The organism is Bradyrhizobium sp. SRL28 (genome assembly GCF_018596315.1).
In the GTDB taxonomy this organism is placed as follows: domain Bacteria; phylum Pseudomonadota; class Alphaproteobacteria; order Rhizobiales; family Xanthobacteraceae; genus Bradyrhizobium.
Map to the genome: position 1 here is coordinate 1 of NZ_JAHEAG010000035.1, position 25,673 is coordinate 25,673.

Here is a 25,673-nt window from a genome sequence, read left to right on the forward strand (position 1 = left end):
CCCCGGTGAACGGCTTTCTTGCCACCGTCGCTGCGTGAGAATGAACCCCGCACAACTTAACGCCAGCACCGCGGCGTCAGAACCACACGACTTCGCCGTACGCATCAGGCGCGTACGTCTATCGCGCCATTTGCGTCCATCGCATCTCACCGCACGTTCGTGACGATGGCCAACGCCCCTCATCTACCGTGAGACGGGCGGATTCAAAGCACTGATTTGCCCGACGGCGAAAGCGAAATCTTTCTCGCGGCCGGTCTGGACACCCCAAATCAGCTTGAGATTGCTTGCGAAATTCGATCTTTGGCGCAGCGGATTCCTGGGCCTATCCGGCGCATTCGACGTTCGTCAGAAATGTAGGATGGGTAGAGCGAAGTCCGTAGGGTGGGCAAAGCGGAGCGTGCCCACCATTTCGAAGTGCGATCGGTGATAGATGGTGGGCACGTCGCTACGCTCCTTTGCCCACCCTACGGTCCTCAAGAAGCCGCTGTCAGCCCGGCAGGAGTCGTTTCGGCAGGCTGAACGCGAGCCGGTAGAGCGGCAGACTGTCGATGATGTCGTGATGCTCGGCAGGAAGCGTTTTGCGCGCATGGTGGAGCGCGTCGCGCACCGCGGCTTCATCCAGTCCTTCGATCAGCAACAGCGCAGCGAACGAGCCGTCATTGGCTCGCATGCCTTTCTCGCGGGTCTTGATCGACGTCTGCGTGATATCAGTGAGCAGGACCCGCGCGGCGATGATGCGGTCGAGGCCGGCTAATTCCGCGACGAGCGCGGCTGCGTCCCACGATGGCGCGGCGTCGAGGCGCAGGGGAGCGACGATGCCGCCCTGGCCGGTGCCGGCTGAAGCGGCGATGCGGCCGCCGCCGCGAGCGAAATTGCCGAGCCGGGGCATGATGCGTTGCGACCATGGCGTCGGCGCGTTCAGCCGCGCCAGATAATCCGGACCACCGACGACGCGCTCGTCCTCGAGTTCGTAGAGGATGAAGTAGCGGTTCACCGACACGCCCAGCGCACGGAAGATGCGGCACGCCAGGAAGCCGTTGACGCCGACGCGCTCGGCGGCGTGTTCGCGCGTGATCCAGTGCGCCCAGTCGGTTTCGTCCTGCGGCGCGAGATCGCTCCAGATCGCGAGATAACCAGCTCCCTGCATGTCAGGCTCCATCCGTCATTTCGGGCCGACGCGCACGGCCGCCGGCAGCGACGCCGGCAACTGGCCGGCGGCCTGCAGCGCGGCCTGCATGGCGACGATGTACCCGTAGGGGCCGAGGCCCGCGATCACGCCTTTCACGGCGGCCGAAAGCTTGGAGTGCCGGTGCAACTCGTCGCGGGCGTGAATGTTGGAGATGTGCACCTCGTAGATCGGGCCTTCAAAGATCTTCATGGCGTCGAATATCGCTATCGAGGTGAAGGAGTAGGCGGCGGGATTGATGATCAGGGCGTCCGCCGAGGTGCGCGCGGACTGGATCAGATCGACCAGCTCGCCCTCGTGGTTCGACTGGTGGAACGCCAGCTCCGCGCCGGCGAAAGCGGCGAACTCCTCGCAGGAGGCCTTGATGGCGTCGAGCGTGGTCGATCCGTAGATGTGCGGCTCGCGGATGCCGAGCATGTTCAGGTTCGGGCCATTGAGGATCATGATGCGCATGGAATGCCTTTCACGGGATGAAGAAAGGGCAGTGTAGCCGATCGCGGCTACATGTCAGCCGGTGAACGCTGAAGTGCGATGCCGAAACCGCGACCGCGACGTTGCACGCTGTGACAATTGCGTGGAGCAAGCGCTCGCAACGGCGGCGGTGAAGTAGGAGCGATCGTAGGGCGGATTAGCGAAGCGTAATCCGCCGACCTCTTGCCGTGAATGGCGGATTACGCTGACGCTAATCCGCCCTACGAATCTCGCAATGACGCGAGGGCAGATCACACCACCTTGCGCTGGCGCAGCTCGGCGATCTCGTCCTTGCCAAATCCAAATTCCGCCAGCACTTCCTCGGTCTGTTCGCCGAACTCCGGCGGCCGCGCAGCCATGCTGCTTGGCGTGCGTGACAGCGTCACCGGCTGGCCGACGAGCTGGATGTGGCGGTTCTCGTCGTTTGGCACGTGCTGGGCGATGCCGAGGTGCTTGACCTGGGCGTCGTCGAACATCTGGTCGATCGAATAGATCGGGCCGCAGGGCACGCCGGCCTCGTTCAATTCCTTGACCCAGGTGTCGGTCGACTTCTTCTCGGTGAGCCTGCCGATCGCTTCGTTCAGCGCGTCGCGGTTCTTCGAGCGCGCGGGCGCGGTGGCATAATCGGGATCGGTGACGAGTTCCGGCGCGCCGATCGCCTGCGCGCAGCGTTCCCAGATCCGTCCGCCTGTGGTGGCGATATTGATGTAGCCGTCGGAGGTCTTGAACACGCCGGTCGGAATCGAGGTCGGATGGTTGTTGCCGGCCTGTTTGGCGACTTCCTTTTCCATCAGCCAGCGTGAGGCCTGGAAATCCAGCATGAAGATTTGCGCCTGCAGCAGCGAGGTCTGCACCCACTGGCCCTCGCCGGAAACGTCCCGCTCCAGCAGCGCGGTAAGGATGCCCGTGGCGCAGAACAGCCCGGCGGTGAGGTCGGCGACGGGGATGCCGACCCGCATCGGGCCCTGGCCCGGCGCGCCGGTGACCGACATCAGCCCGCCCATGCCCTGCGCGATCTGATCGAAGCCCGGCCGCTTGTGGTAGGGGCCGTCCTGGCCGAAGCCGGAGATGCTGCCATAGACGATGCGCGGGTTGACCTTGCGCAGGCTCTCATAGTCGATGCCGAGTTTTGCCTTCACGTCGGGACGAAAGTTTTCGACCACGACATCGGCCTGTTCCGCCAGGCGCTTGAACACTTCCAGGCCCTTGGCATCCTTCAGGTTCAGCGTCATGGCCCTTTTGTTGCGGTGCAAATTCTGGAAATCCGAGCCCTGGCGCGGGCCACCCGGCTGCTCGCCGCCGCCGTCTTCCAGCAGTGCGTCGATCTTGATGACGTTGGCGCCCCAATCCGCCAGCTGCCGTACACAGGTGGGCCCGGAGCGAACGCGGGTCAGATCGAGCACGGTGAAACGGGACAGGGCCTGCGAGGCTCGCGGGGAGGGCATCAAGAAATCTCCAGCCAACAATTGGTCGAGGTCAAATTATCGGCGAAATACATGGGCTTGTCATGCCATCATCGCGGATGGTGCCCGCGCCGGGATGCATGGCATGGTCGTGGTTAGCGCGATAGCGACCGCAAATCGGCTCGCGCTCTCGCAGCGAGAGGGTCGTCGGGGTGCCTTGCGATGAAGAGCTCCAGCGACTGAACCGTATTCAGTCGCCGCGCGATTTGATATTCTTCCTCCACCGCCCGCTTTGGATCGCGTGCGGGCGGCATGGTTTTTGCGGTAGCCTTGTCAGGCTTTGCATCCGAAGCGATGGCTTTGGCCATGGATAAATGACCTTTCTGAAGCAACCGACCCGAATCCGGCAGCAAGACTGCCACGGTCAGTAAAGAGATCGTAAACGCTAAAGAAACAGTAAACGCTCTTGGCGCACGGTTGATGCGGAACACTCTTCGCATTGTTGTACCCACGATGTCCTCTGGGCAACCCACCCAAACCGTTTTAGCATCGCATTGTAACTCAATCGAAACCTGAATCGCCTGGAAATGAAGCGGCCCACGCGAATCAGGTAAAGCAGGATATCCCGGAGATACACTTGGCAACGGCTGTAGGGGTTACCCCAACCAACAACCCGGAAATTGATGGTCTGCTGTGGGGCTCGAAATGGTCCGGCACGATCTCCTATAGCTTTCCAGATTCCGCGACCGATTACTCTGCCAGCTATTCTAGCAGAGGCGAGCCGACCAGCTTAGGTTTTTCGTCGGCGCCGGCTGCGATGCAGCAAGCCATCCATTACGCCTTTTCGCTGATCGCCGGCTACACCAACGCCAGCTTTCAGTACGCAGGAACCAACGGAGCGGATATCGCGATCGCCCAGTCGCCTGTCGCCAATCCGACGTCCTACGCCTATTACCCCTATAATGTGCCGGCCGGTGGCGATATCTGGTTCGGAACCGCATACAATTACTCCCTTGCTGCGCTAGGAAATTACTATTTCGCTACAGCGCTGCATGAGCTCGGCCACGCTCTGGGCCTCAAGCACAGCCAGGAAACCGGTGGTGTCGCCAATGTCGCGGTGCCGGCGGCGCACGACAATTCCGAATATACCGTCATGAGCTATCGCAGCTATGCCGGTGCGCCGCTCACGGGATACACATCCGAAGCCTACGGTTTCGCGCAGACCTACATGGCCAACGATATCCTGGCCCTGCAAACGCTTTACGGCGCGAACTACTCGACCCGTAGCGGGAACACCGTCTACTCCTGGAGCCCGACGACCGGGCAGACGTTCATCAATGGCGTTGCCCAGCTCGCGCCGGGCAATGGTGTCGGCGGCTCGGCGAACCGCGTATTCGAGACGATCTGGGACGGTAACGGCGTCGATACCTATGACCTGTCGAACTACTCGACGGCCGTAACGATCAATCTCAATCCCGGCGCATCCTCGATCACGTCGAGCACGCAGCTCGCCTATCTCGGAAATGGCCACTATGCGGCCGGGAATATCTACAACGCCTATTTGTTCAACGGCGATGCGCGATCCTATATCGACAATGCCCTTGGTGGTTCGGCAAATGACGCCATCACCGGCAATGCGATCGCCAATGCGTTGAATGGCGGCGGCGGCAACGATACGCTGATCGGCGGAGCGGGCAACGATACCATCGTGGGCGGTTCCGGCACTGACGTTGCGGTATTCTCAGGTGCCCGCAGCAACTATGTGGTTACATATAATTCAGCCACACAGACGTTCACGGTAATCGACCAGCGTTCCTCCGGTCAAGTCGATGGCGCAGATACTCTTACCAGCGTGGAGAACTTTCAGTTTTCAGACGGGACGTTTGCGAGTTCGATAGTCCTCTACCAGCCGCCTGTTGTGGCTGCTGCCAACTTCACGGCGACCCGCAACCAGAATATCGCCGTTACCAGCCTGTTCAGCGTGAGCGATGCCGACGGCGATGCCATCACAAAATATCAATTCTGGGATTCGACCAGCGATCCCTCGAGCGGGCACTTTGTGGTTGGTGGGGTTGCGCAGGGTACCAACCAGAACATCGATGTGACGTCAGCGCAATTGTCCGCCACCAGCTTCCAGAGCGGCTCCGGCTCGGACGATCTGTGGGTACGTGCTTTTGACGGCACCAGCTGGAGCACCTGGAAGGAGTTCTACGTCAATGCACCGATCAATCAGGTGCCAGTCGTAGCGGCTGCTAACTTCACGGCGACGCATAATCAAAACATCGCCGTTACCAGCCTGTTCAGCGTGAGCGATGCCGACGGCGATGCCATCACAAAATATCAATTCTGGGATTCGACCAGCGATCCCTCAAGCGGGCATTTTGTGGTCGGTGGCGTTGCGCAGGGCACCAACCAGAACATCGATGTGACGTCAGCGCAATTGTCCAGCACCAGCTTCCAGAGCGGCTCCGGCTCGGACGATCTGTGGGTACGTGCTTTTGACGGCGTCGCCTGGAGCACCTGGAAGGAGTTCTACGTCAATGCACCGATCAATCAGGTGCCAGTCGCAGCGGCTGCTAACTTCACGGCGATGCATAATCAAAACATCGCCGTGACCAGCCTGTTCAGCGTGTCCGACGCCGACGGCGATGCCATCACAAGATATCAATTCTGGGATTCGACCAGCGATCCCGCGAGCGGGCATTTTGTGGTTGGCGGGGTTGCGCAGGGTACCAACCAGAACGTCGATGTGACGTCAGCGCAATTGTCCGCCACCAGCTTCCAGAGCGGCTCCGGTTCGGACGATCTGTGGGTACGTGCTTTTGATGGCACCAGCTGGAGCACCTGGAAGGAGTTCTACGTCAATGCACCGATCAATCAGGTGCCAGTCGCAGCGGCTGCTAACTTCACGGCGACGCATAATCAAAACATCGCCGTGACCAGCCTGTTCAGCGTGTCCGACGCCGACGGCGATGCCATCACAAAATATCAATTCTGGGATTCGACCAGCGATCCCGCGAGCGGGCATTTTGTGGTTGGCGGGGTTGCGCAGGGTACCAACCAGAACATCGATGTGACGTCAGCGCAATTGTCCGCCACCAGCTTCCAGAGCGGCTCCGGCTCGGACGATCTGTGGGTACGTGCTTTTGACGGCACCACCTGGAGCACCTGGAAGGAGTTCTACGTCAATGCACCGATCAATCAGGTGCCAGTCGCAGCGGCTGCTAACTTCGCGGCGATGCATAATCAAAACATCGCCGTTACCAGCCTATTCAGCGTGAGCGATGCCGACGGCGATGCCATCACAAAATATCAATTCTGGGATTCGACCAGCGATCCCTCAAGCGGGCATTTTGTGGTTGGCGGGGTTGCGCAGGGCACCAACCAGAACATCGATGTGACGTCAGCGCAATTGTCCAGCACCAGCTTCCAGAGCGGCTCCGGCTCGGACGATCTGTGGGTGCGTGCTTTTGACGGCGTCGCCTGGAGTGGCTGGACCGAGTTTCATGTTCTTGTCTGACCGCTTCTGCTTGGCCCCCGCATCGACGCGAACGATCGGGTTATCTATGTCGATACTGGCGCGCTATCATACGACGCCGATGGCAGCGGTCCCGCGGCCGCGGTTCACTTCGCAACACTCGGTACACATTTGAAGTTAATCAATGGGAACTTCGCGTTCTTCAGGGATCCAGGTTTTTGCGACACGTCTCCTGTGATGCTCCGAGATTGCTAGATTTAAGGATCATTTGCGCTAACCGATAGTCATCAACCCCTTCAGTTTCGATCGCCAGTAGGCGCCTTGTAGAACCCAAACCCACCTGCCTACGGACCTGAAGCAGATTTTCTCGGAGGCCATTTCATCGCCTTTCGATAAGCCACATAGGCTGAGATTTTGCCCGAAATGTCCTTCTCGGTATCGGCGTCCAGACGGAGCGGCGCCTGTTCACCAGGGTCTTTCGACAGATCGTAAGCGACAACGCCTTCTTCCAGACTCGACAGAACATATTTGATGTCACCAACGCGCAGCCCAACCATTCTGCCGCTGCGACGACTTGCAAAAAACGCCTCATTTGCGCGGTCCTTTGCGAACATGCTGCGGCCTTGCCAGCCAGCAGGAGCCGAAATGCCTGCAACGTCGAGGATGCTCGGCGCAAGATCAACCATGCTGCCGATTGCATCCATCTCTCGATGACTGGCAACGACATTGCCGCCCGAGAAGAGCAATGGCACATGAACCTGCTCTTCAAACACGGACGTGCCATGATTAAGCTGACCGTGCTCACCAAAGGCTTCGCCATGATCGCCTACGATGACGAAAACGGTTTGATCCAGCAGACCCTTTGACTTCAGTTTGTTTCGCAGAACGCCAATGGCTGCGTCTGTCTCCGCGAGAGCGGCCATGTGTTGCTCAAAAGATCCCAGAGTCCCACCGATCCTTGCCCGAGCACGGACGAAATACGGGGAATGCGGATTTGTGAACCACACCCAAAGGAAGAACTTCTCTTTGCCGCGATCATCGATCCAACGAGAGACTGCCGCTGCAGTGCAATCATCCCCAAGGTGTGCATAAATTGCCATCGCCGCAGCGTCATCATCACCGCATTTCAGGGAATCGCTGTCCTCAATTGTATCCAGGCCTCTGTTCTTTAGCAGATCGGCGGCGCCAGCATATTTAAGCTGGCCACCCATAAAGTGAGCACTCTTGTATCCGTGGCTTGAGAGTACCGATGGCAAGATGGCAATATCCTTGTCATAGACTTCTTCCATCGTCGTCAGAACGGGCGAAAAGCTCGGGTGTATGCTCGTTACCATCGTCCCCATCGCCTGAGCGGACATCGGAAAGTTTGCGTAGAAATTGCGAAACGCAATCCCATGATCGAACAACTCGGACAAGTTAGGAAAATTGGAGCGCGTGGCAGGCGATAAGGCTTTTTCGAGCGTCTTCTGAGGCACTGAATCAATCGTGATCAAGACGATGTTTTGTCCGGCACAACAGTTGAAAGTTGAAGGCCGGACTGGCTGCATGGCGTAAGATAACTCACCGGTTGCCACTGCCGCGCTAGCTTCGCCGTTGAGCAATGCCAGGGTTCTCGGAGGCCAGACCAGATCGCGCAACTCTCCGAAGACAGGATTTTTAAACGCCAAGCGTTTCTCTACTGGGAAAGCTGCTGCACCAATTACGAACTGCAATCCGAACGCTATCATCGATCCCAGGACCAACAACAGAAGTGCGCCCGTCAATCGGGTAACTGCAAACTTCGCAATAGCCAGCCCGACAAAGGGCATTACAACAAAACTGATCACGCTCAGTTGCTTCATGCCCGGCGAGATATAGGCCGTGATCATGGGCCACGCAGTGCCCGCATCGCGCAAGTTGACCTCACCCAGCCAGGAGGCATCCAAAGGACTGCCAACAATGTGCATTGCGTACACGTTGAAGACTGTCGCGGTCATGACGAACAGGCAGATCAACACGGTGATGATCGACCAGAGCCAGTGCGAGCGTTTCGCTTCAAAGATCAGCGCCCAGCCGACCAACAGCGCCAGGACTACTAAATCCTGCCAACAATAGGCTACGAGCGAAATTAGTTTCGCAATCGGCCCACCTTCGACGCTCGCGAACGACGTCCAGACGATCCTTCGGCAATAGAGCAACGTAAGGATTGCAGAAATGACGAACCCGCGAGCAATAACCGACGGCCAATTCATCGCGGTCGTTGTCGGAGAAGCGCGAAATAACGAGTGCATAACCGTTCCTGACTTAAAAGATTGAAAGATTGCGCTCTGAGCAAAGGAGCAGAATTCGCCACCGAAAGATCAGTCGATGCAATTCCGATGCAAGTGTCAACGCAACCATCGCGCGTATATGCGCTCAGAATCGGGCGTTTGTCACCGGAAGCGCTTGCTTCACCGGGTCAGGGAACTCTATGGGTTCCTCGTAAGCAGGAACGAAATCATAGGCCTGGGTTGGTGGTGGCGACTGCGCTGACCGTTCCAAAAGTCCGGGTAGCGTTGACGAGAAGATCGAGATTTCAAGGATCGCACGGTTCTTCGTGCGGCCGGGATGATGTTAACTTAGGCGAGCAAACAGATATTCTCATAATACTCTTGTTATTTCAATCGCTTGCAAGGCGTGCATCGCTCCTGTAGACAAGTAAGGCGCAACTTAAACAATCACCGGCAATTCGGCCAAGTCGGGAAGTGAGCTGCATGGCATGTTCCTTGGTCTCGGGCGGCTGAGCCACGCGCCTCAAGTACGTTCTGGCTCTCCACTGGACGAGCAAGTCAAGTAATTAGTGGTGGCTAGAAGCTGATTGATCGCCAGCCGCCTCCTTCCTGTAAGGGGGCCGTAGGAAATGTGCGGAATTGCAGGCGTCATGAACCTCCGCGGCAACGCGGTCGAACGCGCGGAAATCTCGCGACTGACGAACCTCGTCGCGCATCGCGGACCGTTCGGCAAGGGAATCTGGTTCAGTGAGAACCGGGACCTGGCGTTTGGTCACCGCAGGCTTGAAATCATCGATCCCGGGGAGGGCGGCTATCAGCCGATGGTGTCCGCCGACGGCCGTCCTGTGATCGTGTACAACGGCGAAATCTACAACACGCGGCTTCCGGCGTCGGAGAAAACGGCTGCGTCCTGGCGTCGGCTAGGCTTGATGATGGATATCGCCTACGTTAGTGACAGCCTAAAGCGCCTCTCGACGTCCTTTCTGCAAAGGTCTTCATGAAGATAGGGGGCTCCCTTGAAGCGGTTTCTGGTATCCGTCCTGAAGGGTATCAACTGGTTCATGCGCCTGCTGGTCGGCTGGACCCACTTTGCGCAATTTGCCCTGCAATGGGGTATCAAGCCGAGGCCGGAATGGTTCGATCATTTTCTCGATCAGTACTGGCAGTGGGGTGCAACGAACAACAGTCTGTGGGTGGAGCGCGGCGTGTTTTCGCGGCTCGTCCTCAAGGAGAATTCCAGAATGCTCGAGATCTGCTGCGGTGACGGCTTCAACGCCCGGCACTTCTATTCGACCAGGGCGAAGTCGATCATCGCTCTCGACTTCGACGAGGACGCGATCCCCCATGCCAGGCGATACAATTCCGCACCGAACATCACCTTCGTCAAGCAGGACGTTCGCGCCGGCCTGCCGGAGGGGCCGTTCGACAACATCGTCTGGGATGCGGCGATCGAACATTTCACCGAGAAAGAGATCGATAGCATCATGGGCGCGATTGTCGAGCGTCTCGGCGCCGACGGCATCCTCAGCGGTTATACGCTGACCGAAGACAAGACCGGCAGGAAGAGCAACGCGCTTCACGAGTATGAATTCAAGGACAAGGAAGATTTGCGGCGCTTCTTCACACCGCATTTCAAGTTCGTGCGCGTGTGGGATACGATCTATCCGACGCGGCACAACCTGTATTTCGTGGCGTCCCAGCATGCGGTCGAGATGTATGGTTAGGTTGTTGCTATCTTGACCGCACGCTGTTCGAGCACATTGCCCCGGAGAGACCGTCGATGACCGGTTCTCCAAGCCGCGCGCGCCGTCTCTCGGAGGGCTGGTCGGCAAATCTCCTGCAGATGGCGTTGGGAATCGCGCAGCAGGTCGCGCTCGTTCCCATTTTCCTGCACTACTGGTCGAACGACGTGCTCGCCGCGTGGCTGGCGATCTACGCTGCCGGGAATCTCGTTCTGGTCGTTGATGCCGGCCTGCAAGTTCGCGCGATCAATCGTTTTCTCGCGTTCAAGTCCAGCGTCGACAGCGATCGTCGTACCGGACAATTCTATGCCGAACTGCGGCGGATCTATCTTGGACTCGGGGGGACGCTCGCTGTCGTCACGCTGATCCTGATTCATGTGCTTCCGCCTTCCGCGATGCTGGGCTTTGGCGGGATCGCGCAATTTGACCTGGCCTTCGGCGCGATGGTCGTTGGCGCGCTCCTCAGTCTCCCCGTCAATATTGTGACGGCGCTTTACCGCGCGCGGGGCCTCTACGGGCGGGCGGTCAAGTTCGCGAATCTGGGAATGCTCGGAGCTTTGCTCGGCCAGTTCGCCGCCGTCACGCTCACTCAAAGCCTGTTTTGGGTTGCCATCGTTTTTGTCGCGACGCAGATGCTGACGGCGGCCTATCTACTGATGTTCGATGCCCCTCGGCTGTTTCCGTTTCTCCGCGGCATGCGTGGAACGCGTTCGTCGGGCTGGATCGCCGGCCAGTTTCGCAAGGCGGCTCCATTCGCGGTCGCAAGCGCCGCCGATCTGGCATTGCTCAATCTGCCTGTACTGCTGGTCAGCGCGTTCGTGTCCGACAGGGTCGCGGTAGCGCAATGGGGCCTGACCCGTGTCGTTGCCGGGCTGATACGGGTGCTTTGCGTCCAGACGACCCTTCCCCTGGCCGCCGAGCTCGGTCACGATTATGCCGTCGGCCACCGGGAACGGCTGCGGAGCCTGTACGCGCGCGGCTCCGTGCTGGTGGCGCTGCTGGCGAGCGTTGTGGTTTCGGGCCTGTTGCCGTTCTGGCCGGATTTTTTCGCGCTTTGGACGCACAACGCCATCCCTTGCGACCGCGCGCTCACCTTTGTGTTGCTGATCGGTACGGCTGCGGTGGCTCCCTCGATCCTCGCGCTGGGCTACGCGAATTACAGCGATCGGGGACAATTGTTGCTGCGTGCCAAGGCGCTGCAACTCGTCCTGTTCCTCGTTCTGTCGGCGATCCTGATTCCCTCGATCGGCCTGCTTGGAGCGGCCGTTGCCGTCGTCGCGAGCGAGCTCCTGATCCAGTTCGGAGTGCTGGGACGGATCATCATCGGGCAAACGCTGCAGCATCCGCTGCGGCATTTGTTGTTCCTGGCCGCGGTGATGGTCACGGTGACGCTCGCCGGCTGGGCGCTGGGAACGGCGATCCGGCTGGCCATCCCGCTGGCGGAACCGTTGCGGTTCTTCGTTGAATGCGGGCTATGGCTGGTTGTCGTCGCAGTTGCAGCAAGTCCGCTCGCGATCGAGAGGGTGCGCGCGCGATTGACTGCGGCGATCCCGCATTAGCGCGGAATCGTGGCCTGTCGGATAAGATATTGCCCGTAGCCGGTGTTTTTCATCGGCTCGGCAAGGCGCAGCAATTGTTCGGCGTCGATGAAGCCCTGGCTGAACGCGATTTCCTCGGGGCAGGCGATCTTCAGTCCCTGGCGCTTTTCCACGATGTGGATGAACTGCGATGCTTCGAGCAGCGATTCATGCGTGCCGGCGTCGAGCCAGGCGTAGCCGCGGCCGAAACGTTCGACGTGAAGGTCGCCGTGTTCCAGGTACCACTGGTTGACGTCGGTGATCTCAAGTTCCCCGCGCGGCGAAGGCTTCATCTCGCGCACGACGTCGACGACGCGTTCGTCGTAGAAGTAAAGCCCCGTCACGGCGTAGTTGGATTTCGGCGCTTTCGGCTTCTCGACGATCCGCAGCGGGCGATGCGACGGGTCGAATTCGATGACGCCATAGCGCTCGGGATCGTCGACCCAGCACGCGAACACCGTCGCGCCACGGCTCTGCTGTGCGGAGCTGCGCAACAGCGCCCGCAGATTGTCGCCGTAGAAGATGTTGTCGCCGAGGATCAGCGCGCAGGATCCGCCGGCCAGGAAATCCTGCCCGATCAGGAAGGCTTCCGCGATGCCGCCGGGATGATCCTGGATGGCAAAGGAAAGCTCGATGCCCCATTGCCGTCCGTCACCGAGCAGGCGCCTGAACTGGTCGATCTCCTCCGGCGTGGTGATGATCAGGATCTCGCGCAAGCCCGCCATCATCAGCGTGGTGAGCGAATAATAGATCAGCGGCTTGTCGTAGACCGGCAATAGTTGCTTTGAGGTCGCAAGCGTCAGTGGGTAAAGCCGCGTGCCGCGGCCACCTGCCAGAATGATACCCTTGCGATTCATGCGCCGAACTCTTCGCGGTTGGCGGGGAGATGGTAGCCTCGTTAGCATGCGCCAAGCGGCCTACAAAGGGCCTTCCCTGCCGTCCATAGCGGAAATATTTCAATGGTTTACGCCCGAAATGACCGCGTTGCGCGCTCTCCGCGGGTGGGATAGGAATGGCGCCATCGCGGCGGTTGGCAACGCAATGTCGGTGACACACCAGCGCAATCAGCGATCTGGACTGCGACGGGGATCATGGCCGACCGCGTTTATTGCACCTATTTCGATCATAACTACCTGCCGCGCGGGCTGGCGCTCTATCATTCGTTGCAGCGGCACGCGCCCGGCGCCCGGCTTTGGGTGCTTTGCCTGAGCGAGGCCTGCCATCGGGCGCTGCTGGCGCTTGATCTTCCAAATCTGCTGGCGGTGCGGATGGCAGACTTCGAAGCCGCCAATGCCGACGTCGCCGCGACCCGGTCATCCCGCAGCCAGATCGAATATTATTTCACATGTTCGCCGGCCTGGATTCTCTTCGTGCTGGAAAGCAACCCGGATGCGGAGTGGACCACCTATCTGGACAGCGACCTGTTCTTCTTTGCTTCGCCCGATCCGATCTATGAGGAAATGAAGTACGCGGCATTCGGCATCATTCCGCATCGTTTCTCCCGTGGATTGGAGGACCAGCGCAGGTTCGGGCTCTACAATGTCGGCTGGGTGAGCGTGCGCAGGCGCGACGACGGCATCACGGCGCTGCGCTGGTGGCGCGAGCGCTGCATCGAATGGTGCTACGACAGGGTCGAGGGCGACCGTTTCGCCGACCAACGCTACCTCGATCGAATGCCCGAAATGTTCAGTGGCGTTCACGTGATATCGCATCTCGGCGCCAATCTCGCGCCCTGGAATCTTGCCGATTGCCGCCTGGAATGGAACAACGGCAGGGTCGAGATTGAGCGACGGCATCCGCTGCTGTTCTTTCATTTTTACGGGGTCAAACGCAGCGGTGGCTATTATTTCAATAGCCACCGGTTCTATCACGCGCCATTTTCCAGCCTGATGAGAGAAGAACTGTACAAGCCATACGTGGCGGCACTCGCCGAGGCCGAACGGTCGTCGGCGCCTCACTTGCAGGGGCAGCAGAGCGAGACGATCCGAAAGCCCGTCACAGCCAGTCCCATCGACCGCCTGTCCAATGCGTTGCGCAAGATGCGAACGATAGCCTACCGCGGCCTCGATATCATCACCGGCCGGGCCATTGCCGTTCGATAGCCCGATCCGCTGCCTTGAGAGATTGTGCGAATGCGACTGCTGATCCTTGGCTATTCCTCGATCGTCGAACGACGGGTGATGCCGGCCGCGGCGAAAGTCAGGGATATCGAGGAGATTTCGATCGCAAGCAAGAGCCGCCCCAAGCCGGACGGCTGGCCGAAGCAGGGACTCTTTTTCGACGACTATGAGGCCGCCTTGCGCGGCAGCAATTCCGACCTCGTCTATCTTTCGCTGCCCAATGCGCTGCATGAGCGCTGGGTCATGGCCGCGCTGGCCACCGGCAAGCATGTCGTGGTCGACAAGCCGGCGATGATGACCTTGGCGGACAGCGAGCGTGCGGTGGAAGCGGCGCGGCGCGTCAATCGGCTCGTCGCGGAGGCGACAGTGTTCGGTTATCATCCGCAGTTCGAGGCGCTTGCTGCCTTCGTCGCCGAACACGGCCCGTTGACGCAGGCCGCCGTGCAATTCATCATTCCACCGCTGCCGATCGGCAATTTCCGCAACCACGCCGAACTGGGCGGAGGCTGTCTGCTCGACATGGGACCTTACGCCGCCGCCACGATGCGAATCCTCGGCGGAGGGGCGGCGGCGTCGGAAATCTCGGCCCTTGCCGGCGGCCGGCATCCGGAAACCGGCGTCGACATGGGCTTTTCGGTCCTGGCCCGGCTCGGCAATGGCGGCGCCTTTTCCGGCCAGTTCAGCTTCGAGGGCGAGTATCAGAATCGCTTGCTCGTTGTGGGCCGTTCGGGGTCTGTGTTAGTAGAGCGCGTCTTCACCCCACCCGCCGATCATCAGATGGAATGGCGCCGGCGCGTGCGCAATGTCGATGATGTCGTGACGTTCGAGCCAGCCGATACGTTTGCACGCTTCCTTGCGGCGGTGACGTCAGCGATTGGCGGCGGCGATCACGAGAGCTACCACCGCGATCTCCTGAGCGATGCCCGGTGCCGGGACATGATCGCGACGGCGCTCGCATCCCAGAATCCGTCGCATCAGCGCGTGTGAGAGACAATGCCAATCAACGTGTGGGATTATCTGCGGGAATACGACGAACTCCGCGACGAGATACTCGCTATCGTCGATCGGGTGTTTCGCTCGGGACGGCTGGTGCTTGGACAGGAAGGCGTCAAATTCGAGCGCGAGATGGCCGCCTATCTGGGCGTCGCGGGCGGCGTCGGCGTGAACAGCGGAACTGACGCGATCTACATCGCGCTGGCGTCCCTGGGGGTCAAGGCCGGCGATGAGGTCATTACCGTGCCCAATACGGCCGTGCCGACGGTTTCGGCGATCCGCACACTCGGCGCCAGGCCGGTCTTCGTCGACGTGCGCGAAGATGATTTCCTGATGGATGTCGGGCAGGTCGAGGCGGCGATCACGCCGCGCACCAAGGCGATCGTGCCGGTGCACCTGTACGGTCAGTGCGTGGATCTCGATCCGCTGATGGCGATTGCCGAACGGCACGGGCTGAAGGTGATGGAAGACTGCGCGCAGTCGCAGGGCGCGCTCTACAAGAATCATCAGTCCGGCAGCGTCGGTCACGCCTCGGCGTTCTCGTTCTACCCGACCAAGGTGCTGGGCGCCTATGGCGACGGCGGCATGGTGTTGAGCAACGACGAGGCGGCGATCCGGCTTGCGCGCAGCCTTCGTTTCTATGGCATGGAAACGCAGTACTATTCCGAGCGCCACGGTTACAATTCGCGTCTCGACGAGGTGCAGGCTGCGATCCTGTCGCTGAAACTGCCGCGCATCGATGGCTGGATCGAGCGGCGGCGGGAGATCGCCGCGCGCTACAAGCAGGGTCTCGCCGGAAGCGGCCTCGTGCTGCCGCGCGAGAACGTCCATAGCCGCCATTCCTATTATGTTTATGTGGTAGAACACCCGACGGATCGCGATGGGGTGCTGGAGCGGCTGGCGAAGTGCGACATCAACTGCAATGTGTCCTATCGTTGGCCGATCCACACCATGCGGGGTAGCGCCGATCTCGGCTATCGCGAGGGGCAGTTTCCGGTGGCGGAGCGCAAGGCGCAGCGCATTTTCTCGCTGCCGATGTATCCGCACCTGAAGGACGAGGAAGTCGATACCGTGATCGAAGTGCTCAGGGACGTGATTTGATGGCCGAGCGCGCGCATCTCGACTGGTTTCGCGGGCGGCTCGCGGCTTCCAAAGCGATCGAGCCGGCGGATCCCGCGCCGATCCTGGCGTGGCGGGACGAGCGCTGCCGGGCGATCCGCTTCAAGGCCGAGTTGATCGGACTCGACGAGGTTCGCGGCTGGTCGCGCGACGCGCAAGGCAATGTCCGGCACAAGACCGGGCAGTTTTTCGGAGTCGAGGGCGTGCGCGTCGAAAGCGGCGACCTGCGCGAGGTCGCCTCTTGGGACCAGCCGATCTATACCCAGCCTGAAGGCGGTATCCTCGGACTGGTCGCCCGCGAGACGCCGGATAGCGGCGTCCAGTTTCTGTTGTACGCCAAGGCCGAGCCGGGCAACGTCGGCGTGCTCCAGCTCTCTCCCTCGGTTCAAAGCACGTGGTCCAATATCAGGCGCGCGCATGGTGGAAAGCTGTCACCGATGCTGGAGGTGCTCACCGCCAAGTCCGGCGTTCGTATCATCTACCGGGCAGAGCACAATGAAGAGGGTGGCCGGTTCTGGCGCAAGTCGAACGAGAACATCATCGTATTTGTCGACGATGAGAGCGTGATCACGTCCGACATGGCGATGTTTTGCTGGGCGAGTCTTGGCCAGATCAAGGAGCTTGCCCTGATCGACAATGTGCTCAGCCCCTTCGTCAGGACGATTATCGCGCCGCTATGATTCAGCGGATGCTCGCTCCCGGTCAGCGCGCCTTCGAAAACAGGTAGGTTTCGGTCGTCGAGCGATGGCCCGTCACCTCGGATACGTCATAGGGGATGCACGGCCATTCGCGTAGCAGCCGAAGTCCTGCGTCCCGGCAAAGCGACATCAATTCGCTCTTGCCGAAGATAATCTCGACGACGGGCGCTCCATAGGCGAACTTCTTCAGATATGTGGTCTGGTGATCGTCGAATACCGGCACGGTGTGGAGCACGCAGTACCGCCCGGCCACGCGCGCGGCTTCGCGGATCGCCGCCTGATAATCGATGATGTGCATCAGCGATACGCCGTTGAAGACGATGTCGAATGCATCGTCCGGGTACGCCAGCCGAGTCGCGTCCGCGACCTCGAATGCGGTCGACGGATAACGGGAACGCGCGCGCGCGATCATCGCTTCCGAATAATCGATGCCGGTATAGCGTACGCCGCCGGGGACGAGATCGGCGAAAACTTCCGAATAATAGCCGCTGCCGCAGCCGACTTCGAGCACGCGGGCATCGGCGATACCGGTCGCAGCGACGGCCTCCGCCGCGACCGCGAAATCGAGCCGCGGCTCGCCATTTTTCATGTCGGCAATCAGTCCACGGTAGGCGCGTTCCTGGCGAGCCACGGTGCGCGCCGCAAGCCAGCCGCTCGATGATGCGGCTGCATCGCGGGCATCCTCTACGCCGCCAAGCACCTTGTAATCGGTCGAGGTCAGAATATGTCGGCGCAGGATCGGCGTCGCCTTGACCACGTGCTTGCCGATCTGCCTGACGATGCGGGGTAGTTTCATCGCGGCTTCCGCAGGGTTTCAACGAAGCCCAGGATCTCGGCGGCGCGATGGCGGTAGGTATGCTGCGCCATGGTTCTCGCCTGGCCCGCGCGCGCGATCGCAGCGCGACCATTGGCGTCGCCGATCATACGGCTGATGACCGCCAGACAATCGTCGACCGAGCGCCATGTCGCGACGTCACCATCCGGCTCGAACAGCGTGTGCAGATTGTCCTTGAAGTCGGTCAGCAGGAAGGCGCCGACGCCGGTGGCCTCGAACAGCCGCATGTTTCCGGCTTCCCGTCCGGCCATGTCGATGTGGGAGTTGAGCGTGATCTTAGAGCGCCGCAGCGCTTGATACATGTCGGCGCCCCACACTTCGCCTTGAAAGCAGCGGTGCAGCGGCGAGGAGGCTGGCAGCGTCTGCGGCGGGTTGCCGAACAGCTTGAGATCGTAACGTTCGGCAACGGCCTCGAGCAGCGCAATCCGCTGCCGGTGATCCGGCGACACCGTGCCGACAAAGGAAACCTCGATGTCGATGGCGGGCGCCGGCGGCAGCGCTTCGAGAATGCCGCGCTCGAACGCCAGGTGATTGACTTCCGCCCGCACGCCGAGACGCCGAAAGAAATCCACCGTCGCCGACAGCTGCGACATCATCAGGTCGTAGACGGACCAGTCCACGCCGCGCGACGGCGCGATCCCGATCTGTCCGATCAGGATCGGGTTGCCGATCGCCTTGATCCGCCGCATCAGCTGCGGGTCGACGTGAAACGTGTCCTGGTTGAGCACCACGTCAGGTTTGAAATCCTCGATCTGGGCCAGCAGGATTGCCTCGGCCTGCGCGTCGAGGCTGGGACTGAGGCCAACCTTGCGGGCCAACGGCCGCAGCATCGGCTTCAGCGGCGTCACGGCGCGCTGCAGCCAGGCTGGAAGCGAGGTGCTTCCGCTCGGGGTGGCGGTTTCAGCCGCTTCGACGGCCATCCCGTGCTCGCGCGCCCATGCCGTCTGTAGCCAGGCATTGTTGACGTGTATCTCTGCCGCCGAATGGCCGAGTGCGGCAAAGTTCCGCGAATAGAAATCGGCGACGCCGAACAGGCTGGCGTTTCGCGCCGCCATCTGGGCCGCGTAACCAGCGCTTCCGAGCCCTGGCTGGCGGCGATATAGCCAGTTCAGGAAGCGCGGGTAGTCCGCATTGAGCACGAGGATGCGCATGAATGGCTAGACCGCGCGCCGGAAGCCGTAATTCTTGTCGATCCACGCCTTGTAGGCACCGCTGGTGACGTCACGCCACCATGGCTCGTGGTCGAGATACCATTGCACGGTCTGCTTCAGTCCGCTCTCGAAACCGACACTGCAGCGGCTGCCGAGTTCGGTCGCGAGCTTGCTGGCGTCGATCGCATAACGGTGATCGTGGCCGGGGCGGTCCGTCACGTAGGTAATGAGCGTGCGGCAGGAGCCGGCCGCAGCGGGACAGGACGGAAAGCGCGAGGCGAGGCGCGCGTCGGCTGCGAAGGCGGCATCGATCGTATCGCAGATCAAGCTCACCACGTCGCGATTGTTGCGTTCGTTGCCGCCGCCGACATTGTAGGTTTCGCCGGTGCGGCCGCGCTCGATCACGTTCATCAAGGCGTCGCAGTGATCGGAAACGTGCAGCCAGTCGCGGACATTGGAGCCGTCGCCATAGACCGGCAGCGGCTTGCCTTCCAGCGCATGGATGATCATCAGCGGAATGAGCTTTTCCGGGTGCTGGTAGGGGCCGTAATTGTTGGAGCAGTTAGTGATCAGCGCCGGCATGCCGTAGGTCGCGACAAAGGCGCGGACCAGGTGATCGCTTCCCGCCTTGCTCGCCGCGTAAGGCGAATTCGGACGATAGGAGGAGGATTCCGTGAAGGCGGGGTCGGCCGCGCCGAGCGAGCCATAGACTTCGTCGGTCGAGACGTGGAGAAATCGCGCCTCATCGAGCATCGCCGCCGCGCGCCAGCAATCGAGCGCCGCCTTCAGAAGCGTGAACGTGCCGAGCACGTTGGTCTGCAGAAAAGCTTCGGGATCGCTGATCGAGCGGTCGACATGCGACTCGGCAGCGAGATGCGCCACGCGGGAAAATTTGCGTTCGTCGAACAGGCGCTGCATCAGCGCCGCATCGCCGATGTCGCCCTTCACGAACTGGATACTGCGATCGGCAATCAGCGGCTCCAGGCTGCGGACATTGGCCGCATAGGTCATGGCATCGACCACGGTCAGGCGGTCGCCCGGCCGCGCGGCTCGCCACGCGTGCACCAGGTTCTGGCCGATAAAGCCAGCGCCGCCCGTGATCAGAACGCTATGCATCGAAAACCCCGGTTAGCTGGCATCCGAAAGTGCGCGTGGCGCAATGTACCAGAGCAAAAACAGGAACGCAGCGCCGTGGGTAAGCAAGACCGTCGTGAACGGAACATTGAGCAGAACTTGGACGAGAACGGCGCTAGAGATCAGAATGAAACGTGGTGGCAAACCGGCGGAGAGGCGGTTTCCCAAGCCTATGATAAGCCCGCCGGCGAAAACCGCAATCGGAGCAAACATTGGGCCGACGGAGGCGATACCCTCCGTCGCAAACAGCGACGCGTTGAAATTTCCTCCGGTCCCGAAGGCATTGTAGATCACGACGGAGAGCGGATCCTGGTACGGGCACGTCACGAGGGATTTGAGGAACCCGATCTGGCAAAAATGAGTGAGATCGTGCCGGAAGAAGAATTCGTTGTAGTAGTCCATCGCGAGCGATGGGATCGCAATCATCCTGAAATTGACCAAACCAAAATAGGATATAGTGACCTCGTACCGAGCCAGGTCGTTCTTGTACAGAAGAAACAGGAAAATTCCCAAAGCCATCGGCCCCAGCAGCGAGATGACGACCGCAACCCTGAGCTCGAACAGTTTCGAGAGCACCAACATGCCGACCATCCAGGCCGGCGCAAACAAGGTGAGCTTGCTCAGGGTGATCGGATAAAAGCACAGGAGCAGCAACAGCACGGCACCGGCGCGCCAGACGTCCTTGCGCTCCACGAAGCAGGCGAACGCGAACGGCAGCAATGCACCGGACGTTATGCCGGTCAGGTAGTTCAGAATGGTCGGCGACGTCAGCTTGTCCCGAAAATAATAGATGCTGTCGAGGCTGATCAATCTGAAGTTGTAGCTGGCGCCGATGGCGACGGTCACGGCGCCGGTTAGGAGCAGGAGATTGAGCAAACGATCAAAATTCTTCGACGATAGGGTCCATATCTGGCGCAGCGGGGACGTCATGAACAGCGCGGGCAGCAAGAACGCCAAGGCCGAAGCTGCAGCCGACAGCGCGCTCAGCCGATGATTATAGATGAACTCGGAAAAGTGGTTCAGCCAGAGATAGCCGACGACCATGGTGTAGAAATAGAAGGCGACGCAATAGCCAAAGCTAAACTCCGCAAGAATGAAGAGAACCGCGAGGAGGGAAAACGCCGCAATGACGGAGACGCCACCGAGCAGGCCGGCCGGCTGAAAGAAAATGTAGAATTCAGGATAAATCGCCGCTACGCAGACGAGCGATACACAACAAATCACGATATGAAGATAAAGCAGAAGCGCCAATCCGAAACGTTCTCGAATTAGCTCGCGGGCATCGGCCATTGCTCTCGCATTCATCGAAACTGTGTCAATATCGGGAGGGGGTAGCCTACTTGATAGGAGCGCACAACGGCCGGGCTGAAGTAGGATAATCTTGATCCGTCGTGACGGCCGCCAAAGTCGGAAGCTTCGCTGCCTTCTGGCGCCCCGGCCGGGGCGAAGAAGCCAGCGCCGGTGGTAAGCGCCTTGATCTAATGTTGCTTTTGTTAATATAGGACAGTCGCGGTTGCGCGTTCAAGGTCCTGGAGCTGGACATTGTGAAGCTTCGCTCAATGACGGCTAGCCAGAATAGGGGCTGTTAATGATCAGATTTGGCCTACTCGGATGTGGGCGCATTGCCAAGCGTCATTCCGAGTTATTGGGCGGCGATCATATCGATGGAGCCAGGCTCGTTGCTGTTTGTGACACCGTTCGCAAGCGCGCCGAAGCGATTGCGTCGAAGTTCGGCGTCCCGGCGATCTATGACATCGATGAGTTCCTCGCCAGGCAGGACATCGACGCGGTGGCGGTGCTGACGCCGAGCGGGATGCATCCCGCCCATGTCATTGCCTGCGCGAGGGCCGGGAAGCACGTCGTCGTCGAGAAGCCGATGGCGCTGCGGCTGCAGGATGCCGACGACATGGTTCGCGCCTGCGACGAGGCCGGCGTCAAGCTGTTCGTCGTCAAGCAGAACCGTTTCAATGTTCCTGTGGTGAAGGCGCGCGAGGCGCTGGAGGCCGGCCGCTTCGGCCGCCTGATTCTCGGCACGGTCCGCGTCCGCTGGTGCCGCGACCAGGCTTATTACGACCAGGACGCCTGGCGTGGCACCTGGGCATATGACGGCGGCGTGCTCTCGAACCAGGCCAGCCATCACGTCGATATGCTGGAATGGTTTTTCGGCGACGTCGTCAGCGTTCATGCCCGCGCCGTCACGGCGCTGGCAAAGATCGAAGCCGAGGACACGGCGGTGGCAACGCTGAAGTTCCGCAACGGCGCGCTCGGGATTATCGAGGCGACGACGGCCGTGCGCCCAACCGACCTCGAAGGCTCACTTTCGATTCTCGGCGAGAAGGGAACCGTCGAGATCGCCGGCTTCGCCGTCAACCAGATCCGGCACTGGCGCTTTGTCGAAGAACTTCCGTCCGACAAGGACGTGGTCGAGAAATTTTCCGTCAATCCGCCGAACGTCTACGGCTTCGGCCATCAGGCCTACTACCAGCATGTGATCGACTGCCTGGTGAACCAGCGCTCGGCGCTCGTCGACGGCCTCGAAGGGCGCAAGAGCCTGGAACTGATTTCCGCGCTCTACGAATCGATCGAGACCGGCGCCGAGGTGCCGCTTCGCTTCGCGCCGCGGCTGGGCCGGCTTGGTGTCGTGCCGTGAACCGGCCCGAGATACATCAGGCCGGCATGCGCGATGTCGAGTTCGGCACAGGCGTCAAGATCGTGGAGCCGTGCAATCTCTATGGCTGTAAGATTGGCGACGATTGCTTTGTCGGGCCGTTCACCGAAATCCAGAAAGGCGTCGTGATCGGCGCCCGCACGCGGGTGCAGTCGCACGCCTTCATCTGCGAACTGGTCACGATCGGTGAAGATTGTTTTGTCGGCCACGGGGTGATGTTCGTCAACGATACGTTTTCGACCGGCGGCCCGGCTCGTGGCAACAGGGAATTGTGGCGCGAGACCGTGATCGGCAAACGCGTCTCGATCGGCTCCAATGCGACGATCATGCCGGTCAGGATCGCCGACGACGTTGTCATCGGCGCAGGCTCTGTCGTGACCAGAGACATCACGACGTCAGGGACATATGCGGGCAACCCGGCGCGCCGGCTGCTGACAGACAAGTAGGAAGACGACCGATGCCGGTGCCTTTTGCGGATCTGCAATTGCAGTATCAGACCATCAAGAGCGAGATCGATGGCGCGATTGCCTCCGTGATCCGCGACAACGCTTTCATTCGCGGGTCCTATGTCGACGCGTTCGAGCGGGAGTTTGCTGCCGCCGTAGACGTCAAGCACTGCGTCTCCTGCGCCAACGGCACCGATGCGCTGTATCTCGCGATGACCGCGCTAAAGGTCAAGCCGGGCGACGAGGTGATCACCACGGCGCATTCCTGGATCAGCACGTCCGCGATGATCACGCATGCCGGCGCCAGCGTGGTGTTCTGCGATACCGACGGCGCTACGTTCACCATCGATCCGGCCGCGATCGAGGCCGCGATCACGCCGCGCACGGTCGGGATCATTCCCGTGCATCTCTACGGCCAGCCGGCGGACATGGACGCGATCATGGCGATCGCGCGCAAGCATAAGCTCTGGGTGATCGAGGATTGCGCGCAGGCGCATCTGGCCCGCTATAGAGGCCAGCAGGTCGGCACCTTCGGCGCGGCCGCGACCTATTCGTTCTATCCGGGCAAGAATCTTGGTGCGATGGGCGATGCCGGCGCCGTCGTGACCAATGACGATGTGCTGGCCGAACACATGACCATGCTGGCGCGGCACGGCGGGCTGGTGAAGCACCAGCATCACATCGAGGGCATCAACAGCCGGCTCGACGGCATGCAGGCGGCGATCCTGTCGGCCAAACTGCCGCATCTCGTCGGATGGACAAAGGCGCGGCGGGATGCCGCCAAGGTTTACGACGCCGGCCTGAACCAGGTCGAAGACGTGGTGGTGCCAGAGGTCGCGCTCGGCCGAAGCCATGTCTATCACGCCTACACGATCAGGCATCCGCGCCGCGACGCGCTGGCGGCGCACCTGAATGCGAACGGCGTACAGACCGCGATCAACTATCCGACGGCGCTGCCGTTCCTTGCCGCATATCGGCGGTTTGACCAACGTCCCGAGCAATTTCCGAACGCGTTCGCCGATCAGGGACGTATCCTGTCGCTGCCGATGTTTGCGGAGATCGCCGCCGAACAACTCCAAAGTGTCATCGATCTCATCCGCGCGTTCCGCTAAGTGGGTGTCCCGGTATCATGGTAGCTGTCGATTCTCACCGCAATCCGAGTAATAATTATTGGAATCAATGCGTTACGGGGAGGGCGGCTTTACCGACGCAAGGTAGATGGTGCTCATAATTTCTGTGCGTTCCGGCTGGCCTCTCGCATAAGGACTGTTTAGAAGCGGCCATACCGGTCGGGTACCTTATTTTTCAGGGTAGCTTGGCTTGGCGAAGGGGAACCGAGAAGTTGCGGAAAATTTTGCTAACAGGCGCGGGCGGATTTATCGGATCCCACCTCGCGGAGGAACTGGTCCGCCGCAATTTCGCGGTTCGCGCGTTCGTGCACTACAACAGCATGGGCTCGCACGGCTGGCTTGATTCCTCGGCACCCGAGATCCGAAAGGAACTCGATATATTCGCAGGAAACGTGTGCGACCCAAATGGCGTGCGCACCGCGATGAAGGGATGCGACGCAGTCTTGCATCTCGCGGCGCTAATCGCGATTCCCTATTCCTATCATTCGCCGGACACCTACGTCGAAGCCAACATCCGCGGCACCCTCAATGTGCTGCAGGCGGCGCGAGATCTCGGCGTTGAGCAGTTGGTCCATACCTCGACCAGCGAGGTCTATGGCACGGCCCAATTCGTTCCGATCACCGAGGACCATCGCCTGCAGGGCCAGTCGCCCTATTCCGCGACCAAGATCGGCGCGGATCAGCTCGCGTTGTCATTCGAGCGTTCGTTCGGGACACCGGTGACCGTGGTGCGCCCGTTCAATACCTATGGTCCCCGGCAATCGGCGCGCGCGGTGATCCCGACCATCATTACCCAGATCGCGGCAGGCGCGCGCAAGATCAAGCTCGGCAGCATCCATCCCACGCGCGATTTCAACTATGTCGCTGACACCGTCGGCGGCTTCCTGGCGGCGCTCGACTCGAAGGCCGGCATCGGTGAGGTCATCAATATCGGCAGCGCGTTCGAGATATCGATCGGCGATACCGCGCGCATGATCGCCGAACTGATGGACGTGACAATCGAGATTGAGCAAGACGACGTCCGCGTCCGTCCCGAGCGCAGCGAGGTTGACCGCCTGTGGGCCAGCAATGCCAAGGCGCAGAAGCTTCTCGGCTGGTCGCCGCGCTTTGCCGGTGTGGACGGCCTGCGCAAGGGCCTCGAACAGACCATCGCCTGGTTCACCAAGCAGGAGAACCTGTCTCGTTATCGTGCCAATGCATACACGCTGTGAAACAAGATGAGCATCTCCTCCGCCCAGGCGAGCCACGACCGTCCCACCGTGCTTGACTTCAA

Annotated in this window: 22 protein-coding genes; 12 read left to right on the top strand and 10 right to left on the bottom strand. The window is 60.5% G+C overall.

Annotation, left to right across the window (positions count from 1 at the left end; all coding sequences use genetic code 11):
* Window positions 1-487: 487 nt before the first annotated feature.
* The 4 genes from KIP88_RS36560 to KIP88_RS36575 all read right to left on the bottom strand — a co-directional run bounded on the left by KIP88_RS36560 (window position 488) and on the right by KIP88_RS36575 (window position 3,560).
* Window positions 488-1,147: a hypothetical protein gene (locus KIP88_RS36560; protein ID WP_214493015.1), complete on the bottom strand. Its 660-nt coding sequence runs from the start codon at window positions 1,145-1,147 to the stop codon at window positions 488-490.
* A 15-nt stretch (window positions 1,148-1,162) separates the two neighbouring features.
* Window positions 1,163-1,639 carry a type II 3-dehydroquinate dehydratase gene (aroQ, locus tag KIP88_RS36565; RefSeq protein WP_249791293.1) on the bottom strand — a complete coding sequence of 159 codons (477 nt, stop codon included), beginning with the start codon at window positions 1,637-1,639 and terminating at the stop codon, window positions 1,163-1,165.
* Between the two features lie 269 nt (window positions 1,640-1,908).
* Window positions 1,909-3,102 carry a CaiB/BaiF CoA-transferase family protein gene (locus KIP88_RS36570; protein WP_214493016.1) on the bottom strand — a complete coding sequence of 398 codons (1,194 nt, stop codon included), beginning with the start codon at window positions 3,100-3,102 and terminating at the stop codon, window positions 1,909-1,911.
* A gap of 113 nt (window positions 3,103-3,215) precedes the next feature.
* Window positions 3,216-3,560 carry a hypothetical protein gene (locus KIP88_RS36575; RefSeq protein ID WP_214493017.1) on the bottom strand — a complete coding sequence of 115 codons (345 nt, stop codon included), beginning with the start codon at window positions 3,558-3,560 and terminating at the stop codon, window positions 3,216-3,218.
* A 137-nt stretch (window positions 3,561-3,697) separates the two neighbouring features.
* Here KIP88_RS36575 and KIP88_RS46915 point away from each other — a divergent pair, with 137 nt between their 5' ends.
* Window positions 3,698-6,580: a M10 family metallopeptidase gene (locus KIP88_RS46915; protein ID WP_283848560.1), complete on the top strand. Its 2,883-nt coding sequence runs from the start codon at window positions 3,698-3,700 to the stop codon at window positions 6,578-6,580.
* Window positions 6,581-6,882: 302 nt separating this feature from the next.
* On the opposite strand, the gene KIP88_RS36595 is transcribed toward KIP88_RS46915, so the two are convergent.
* Entirely contained in the window at window positions 6,883-8,808 is a 1,926-nt protein-coding gene (locus KIP88_RS36595) for a sulfatase (protein ID WP_214493018.1), read from the bottom strand.
* Window positions 8,809-9,437: 629 nt separating this feature from the next.
* Between KIP88_RS36595 and KIP88_RS46920 the strand changes: the two genes are divergently transcribed.
* The 3 genes from KIP88_RS46920 to KIP88_RS36610 are packed head-to-tail and all read left to right on the top strand — an operon-like array spanning window position 9,438 to window position 12,088.
* Window positions 9,438-9,788 (top strand): hypothetical protein, encoded by a 351-nt coding sequence (locus KIP88_RS46920; RefSeq protein ID WP_249791294.1) that lies wholly within the window; start codon window positions 9,438-9,440, stop codon window positions 9,786-9,788.
* 15 nt (window positions 9,789-9,803) lie between these two features.
* Window positions 9,804-10,511, top strand: coding sequence for a class I SAM-dependent methyltransferase (locus tag KIP88_RS36605; protein ID WP_214493019.1), 708 nt, complete (start codon window positions 9,804-9,806; stop codon window positions 10,509-10,511).
* Window positions 10,512-10,567: 56 nt separating this feature from the next.
* Window positions 10,568-12,088 (top strand): lipopolysaccharide biosynthesis protein, encoded by a 1,521-nt coding sequence (locus tag KIP88_RS36610; RefSeq protein WP_214493020.1) that lies wholly within the window; start codon window positions 10,568-10,570, stop codon window positions 12,086-12,088.
* Here KIP88_RS36610 and rfbA read toward each other — a convergent pair.
* Window positions 12,085-12,963 carry a glucose-1-phosphate thymidylyltransferase RfbA gene (gene rfbA, locus KIP88_RS36615; protein WP_214493021.1) on the bottom strand — a complete coding sequence of 293 codons (879 nt, stop codon included), beginning with the start codon at window positions 12,961-12,963 and terminating at the stop codon, window positions 12,085-12,087. The genes KIP88_RS36610 and rfbA overlap by 4 nt on opposite strands.
* 234 nt (window positions 12,964-13,197) lie before the next feature.
* Between rfbA and KIP88_RS36620 the strand changes: the two genes are divergently transcribed.
* Genes KIP88_RS36620 through KIP88_RS36635 form a run of 4 tightly spaced genes read left to right on the top strand, consistent with a single transcriptional unit; the run spans window position 13,198 to window position 17,018 of the window.
* Window positions 13,198-14,208 carry a hypothetical protein gene (locus KIP88_RS36620; protein ID WP_214493022.1) on the top strand — a complete coding sequence of 337 codons (1,011 nt, stop codon included), beginning with the start codon at window positions 13,198-13,200 and terminating at the stop codon, window positions 14,206-14,208.
* Between the two features lie 30 nt (window positions 14,209-14,238).
* On the top strand, window positions 14,239-15,213 hold the full coding sequence (locus KIP88_RS36625; protein ID WP_214493023.1) for a Gfo/Idh/MocA family protein: 975 nt from the start codon (window positions 14,239-14,241) through the stop codon (window positions 15,211-15,213).
* A gap of 6 nt (window positions 15,214-15,219) precedes the next feature.
* Complete coding sequence (locus KIP88_RS36630) at window positions 15,220-16,320, top strand: DegT/DnrJ/EryC1/StrS aminotransferase family protein (protein ID WP_214493024.1); 1,101 nt, start codon at window positions 15,220-15,222, stop codon at window positions 16,318-16,320.
* Window positions 16,320-17,018, top strand: coding sequence for an NDP-hexose 2,3-dehydratase family protein (locus KIP88_RS36635; protein ID WP_214493025.1), 699 nt, complete (start codon window positions 16,320-16,322; stop codon window positions 17,016-17,018). Before KIP88_RS36630 ends, KIP88_RS36635 begins: the two co-directional genes overlap by 1 nt.
* Window positions 17,019-17,040: 22 nt before the next feature.
* Here KIP88_RS36635 and KIP88_RS36640 read toward each other — a convergent pair whose 3' ends face one another.
* Genes KIP88_RS36640 through KIP88_RS36655 form a run of 4 tightly spaced genes read right to left on the bottom strand, consistent with a single transcriptional unit; the run spans window position 17,041 to window position 21,446 of the window.
* Window positions 17,041-17,832: a class I SAM-dependent methyltransferase gene (locus tag KIP88_RS36640; protein WP_214493026.1), complete on the bottom strand. Its 792-nt coding sequence runs from the start codon at window positions 17,830-17,832 to the stop codon at window positions 17,041-17,043.
* Window positions 17,829-19,022 carry a glycosyltransferase gene (locus tag KIP88_RS36645; RefSeq protein ID WP_214493027.1) on the bottom strand — a complete coding sequence of 398 codons (1,194 nt, stop codon included), beginning with the start codon at window positions 19,020-19,022 and terminating at the stop codon, window positions 17,829-17,831. The genes KIP88_RS36640 and KIP88_RS36645 overlap by 4 nt, the downstream gene beginning before the upstream one ends.
* A gap of 6 nt (window positions 19,023-19,028) precedes the next feature.
* Window positions 19,029-20,138 (bottom strand): dTDP-glucose 4,6-dehydratase, encoded by a 1,110-nt coding sequence (rfbB, locus tag KIP88_RS36650; RefSeq protein ID WP_214493028.1) that lies wholly within the window; start codon window positions 20,136-20,138, stop codon window positions 19,029-19,031.
* Between the two features lie 12 nt (window positions 20,139-20,150).
* The gene (locus KIP88_RS36655) at window positions 20,151-21,446 is read right to left on the bottom strand and encodes a hypothetical protein (RefSeq protein WP_249791295.1); all 1,296 of its coding nucleotides are present in this window, start codon (window positions 21,444-21,446) and stop codon (window positions 20,151-20,153) included.
* A gap of 298 nt (window positions 21,447-21,744) precedes the next feature.
* Between KIP88_RS36655 and KIP88_RS36660 the strand changes: the two genes are divergently transcribed.
* The 4 genes from KIP88_RS36660 to KIP88_RS36675 all read left to right on the top strand — a co-directional run bounded on the left by KIP88_RS36660 (window position 21,745) and on the right by KIP88_RS36675 (window position 25,611).
* Entirely contained in the window at window positions 21,745-22,806 is a 1,062-nt protein-coding gene (locus KIP88_RS36660) for a Gfo/Idh/MocA family protein (protein WP_214493029.1), read from the top strand.
* On the top strand, window positions 22,803-23,270 hold the full coding sequence (locus tag KIP88_RS36665) for an acyltransferase (protein ID WP_308163719.1): 468 nt from the start codon (window positions 22,803-22,805) through the stop codon (window positions 23,268-23,270). Before KIP88_RS36660 ends, KIP88_RS36665 begins: the two co-directional genes overlap by 4 nt.
* A gap of 11 nt (window positions 23,271-23,281) precedes the next feature.
* Complete coding sequence (locus KIP88_RS36670; protein WP_214493030.1) at window positions 23,282-24,382, top strand: DegT/DnrJ/EryC1/StrS aminotransferase family protein; 1,101 nt, start codon at window positions 23,282-23,284, stop codon at window positions 24,380-24,382.
* A 230-nt stretch (window positions 24,383-24,612) separates the two neighbouring features.
* Window positions 24,613-25,611, top strand: coding sequence for an NAD-dependent 4,6-dehydratase LegB (locus KIP88_RS36675; protein ID WP_214493031.1), 999 nt, complete (start codon window positions 24,613-24,615; stop codon window positions 25,609-25,611).
* Window positions 25,612-25,673 lie beyond the last annotated feature (62 nt).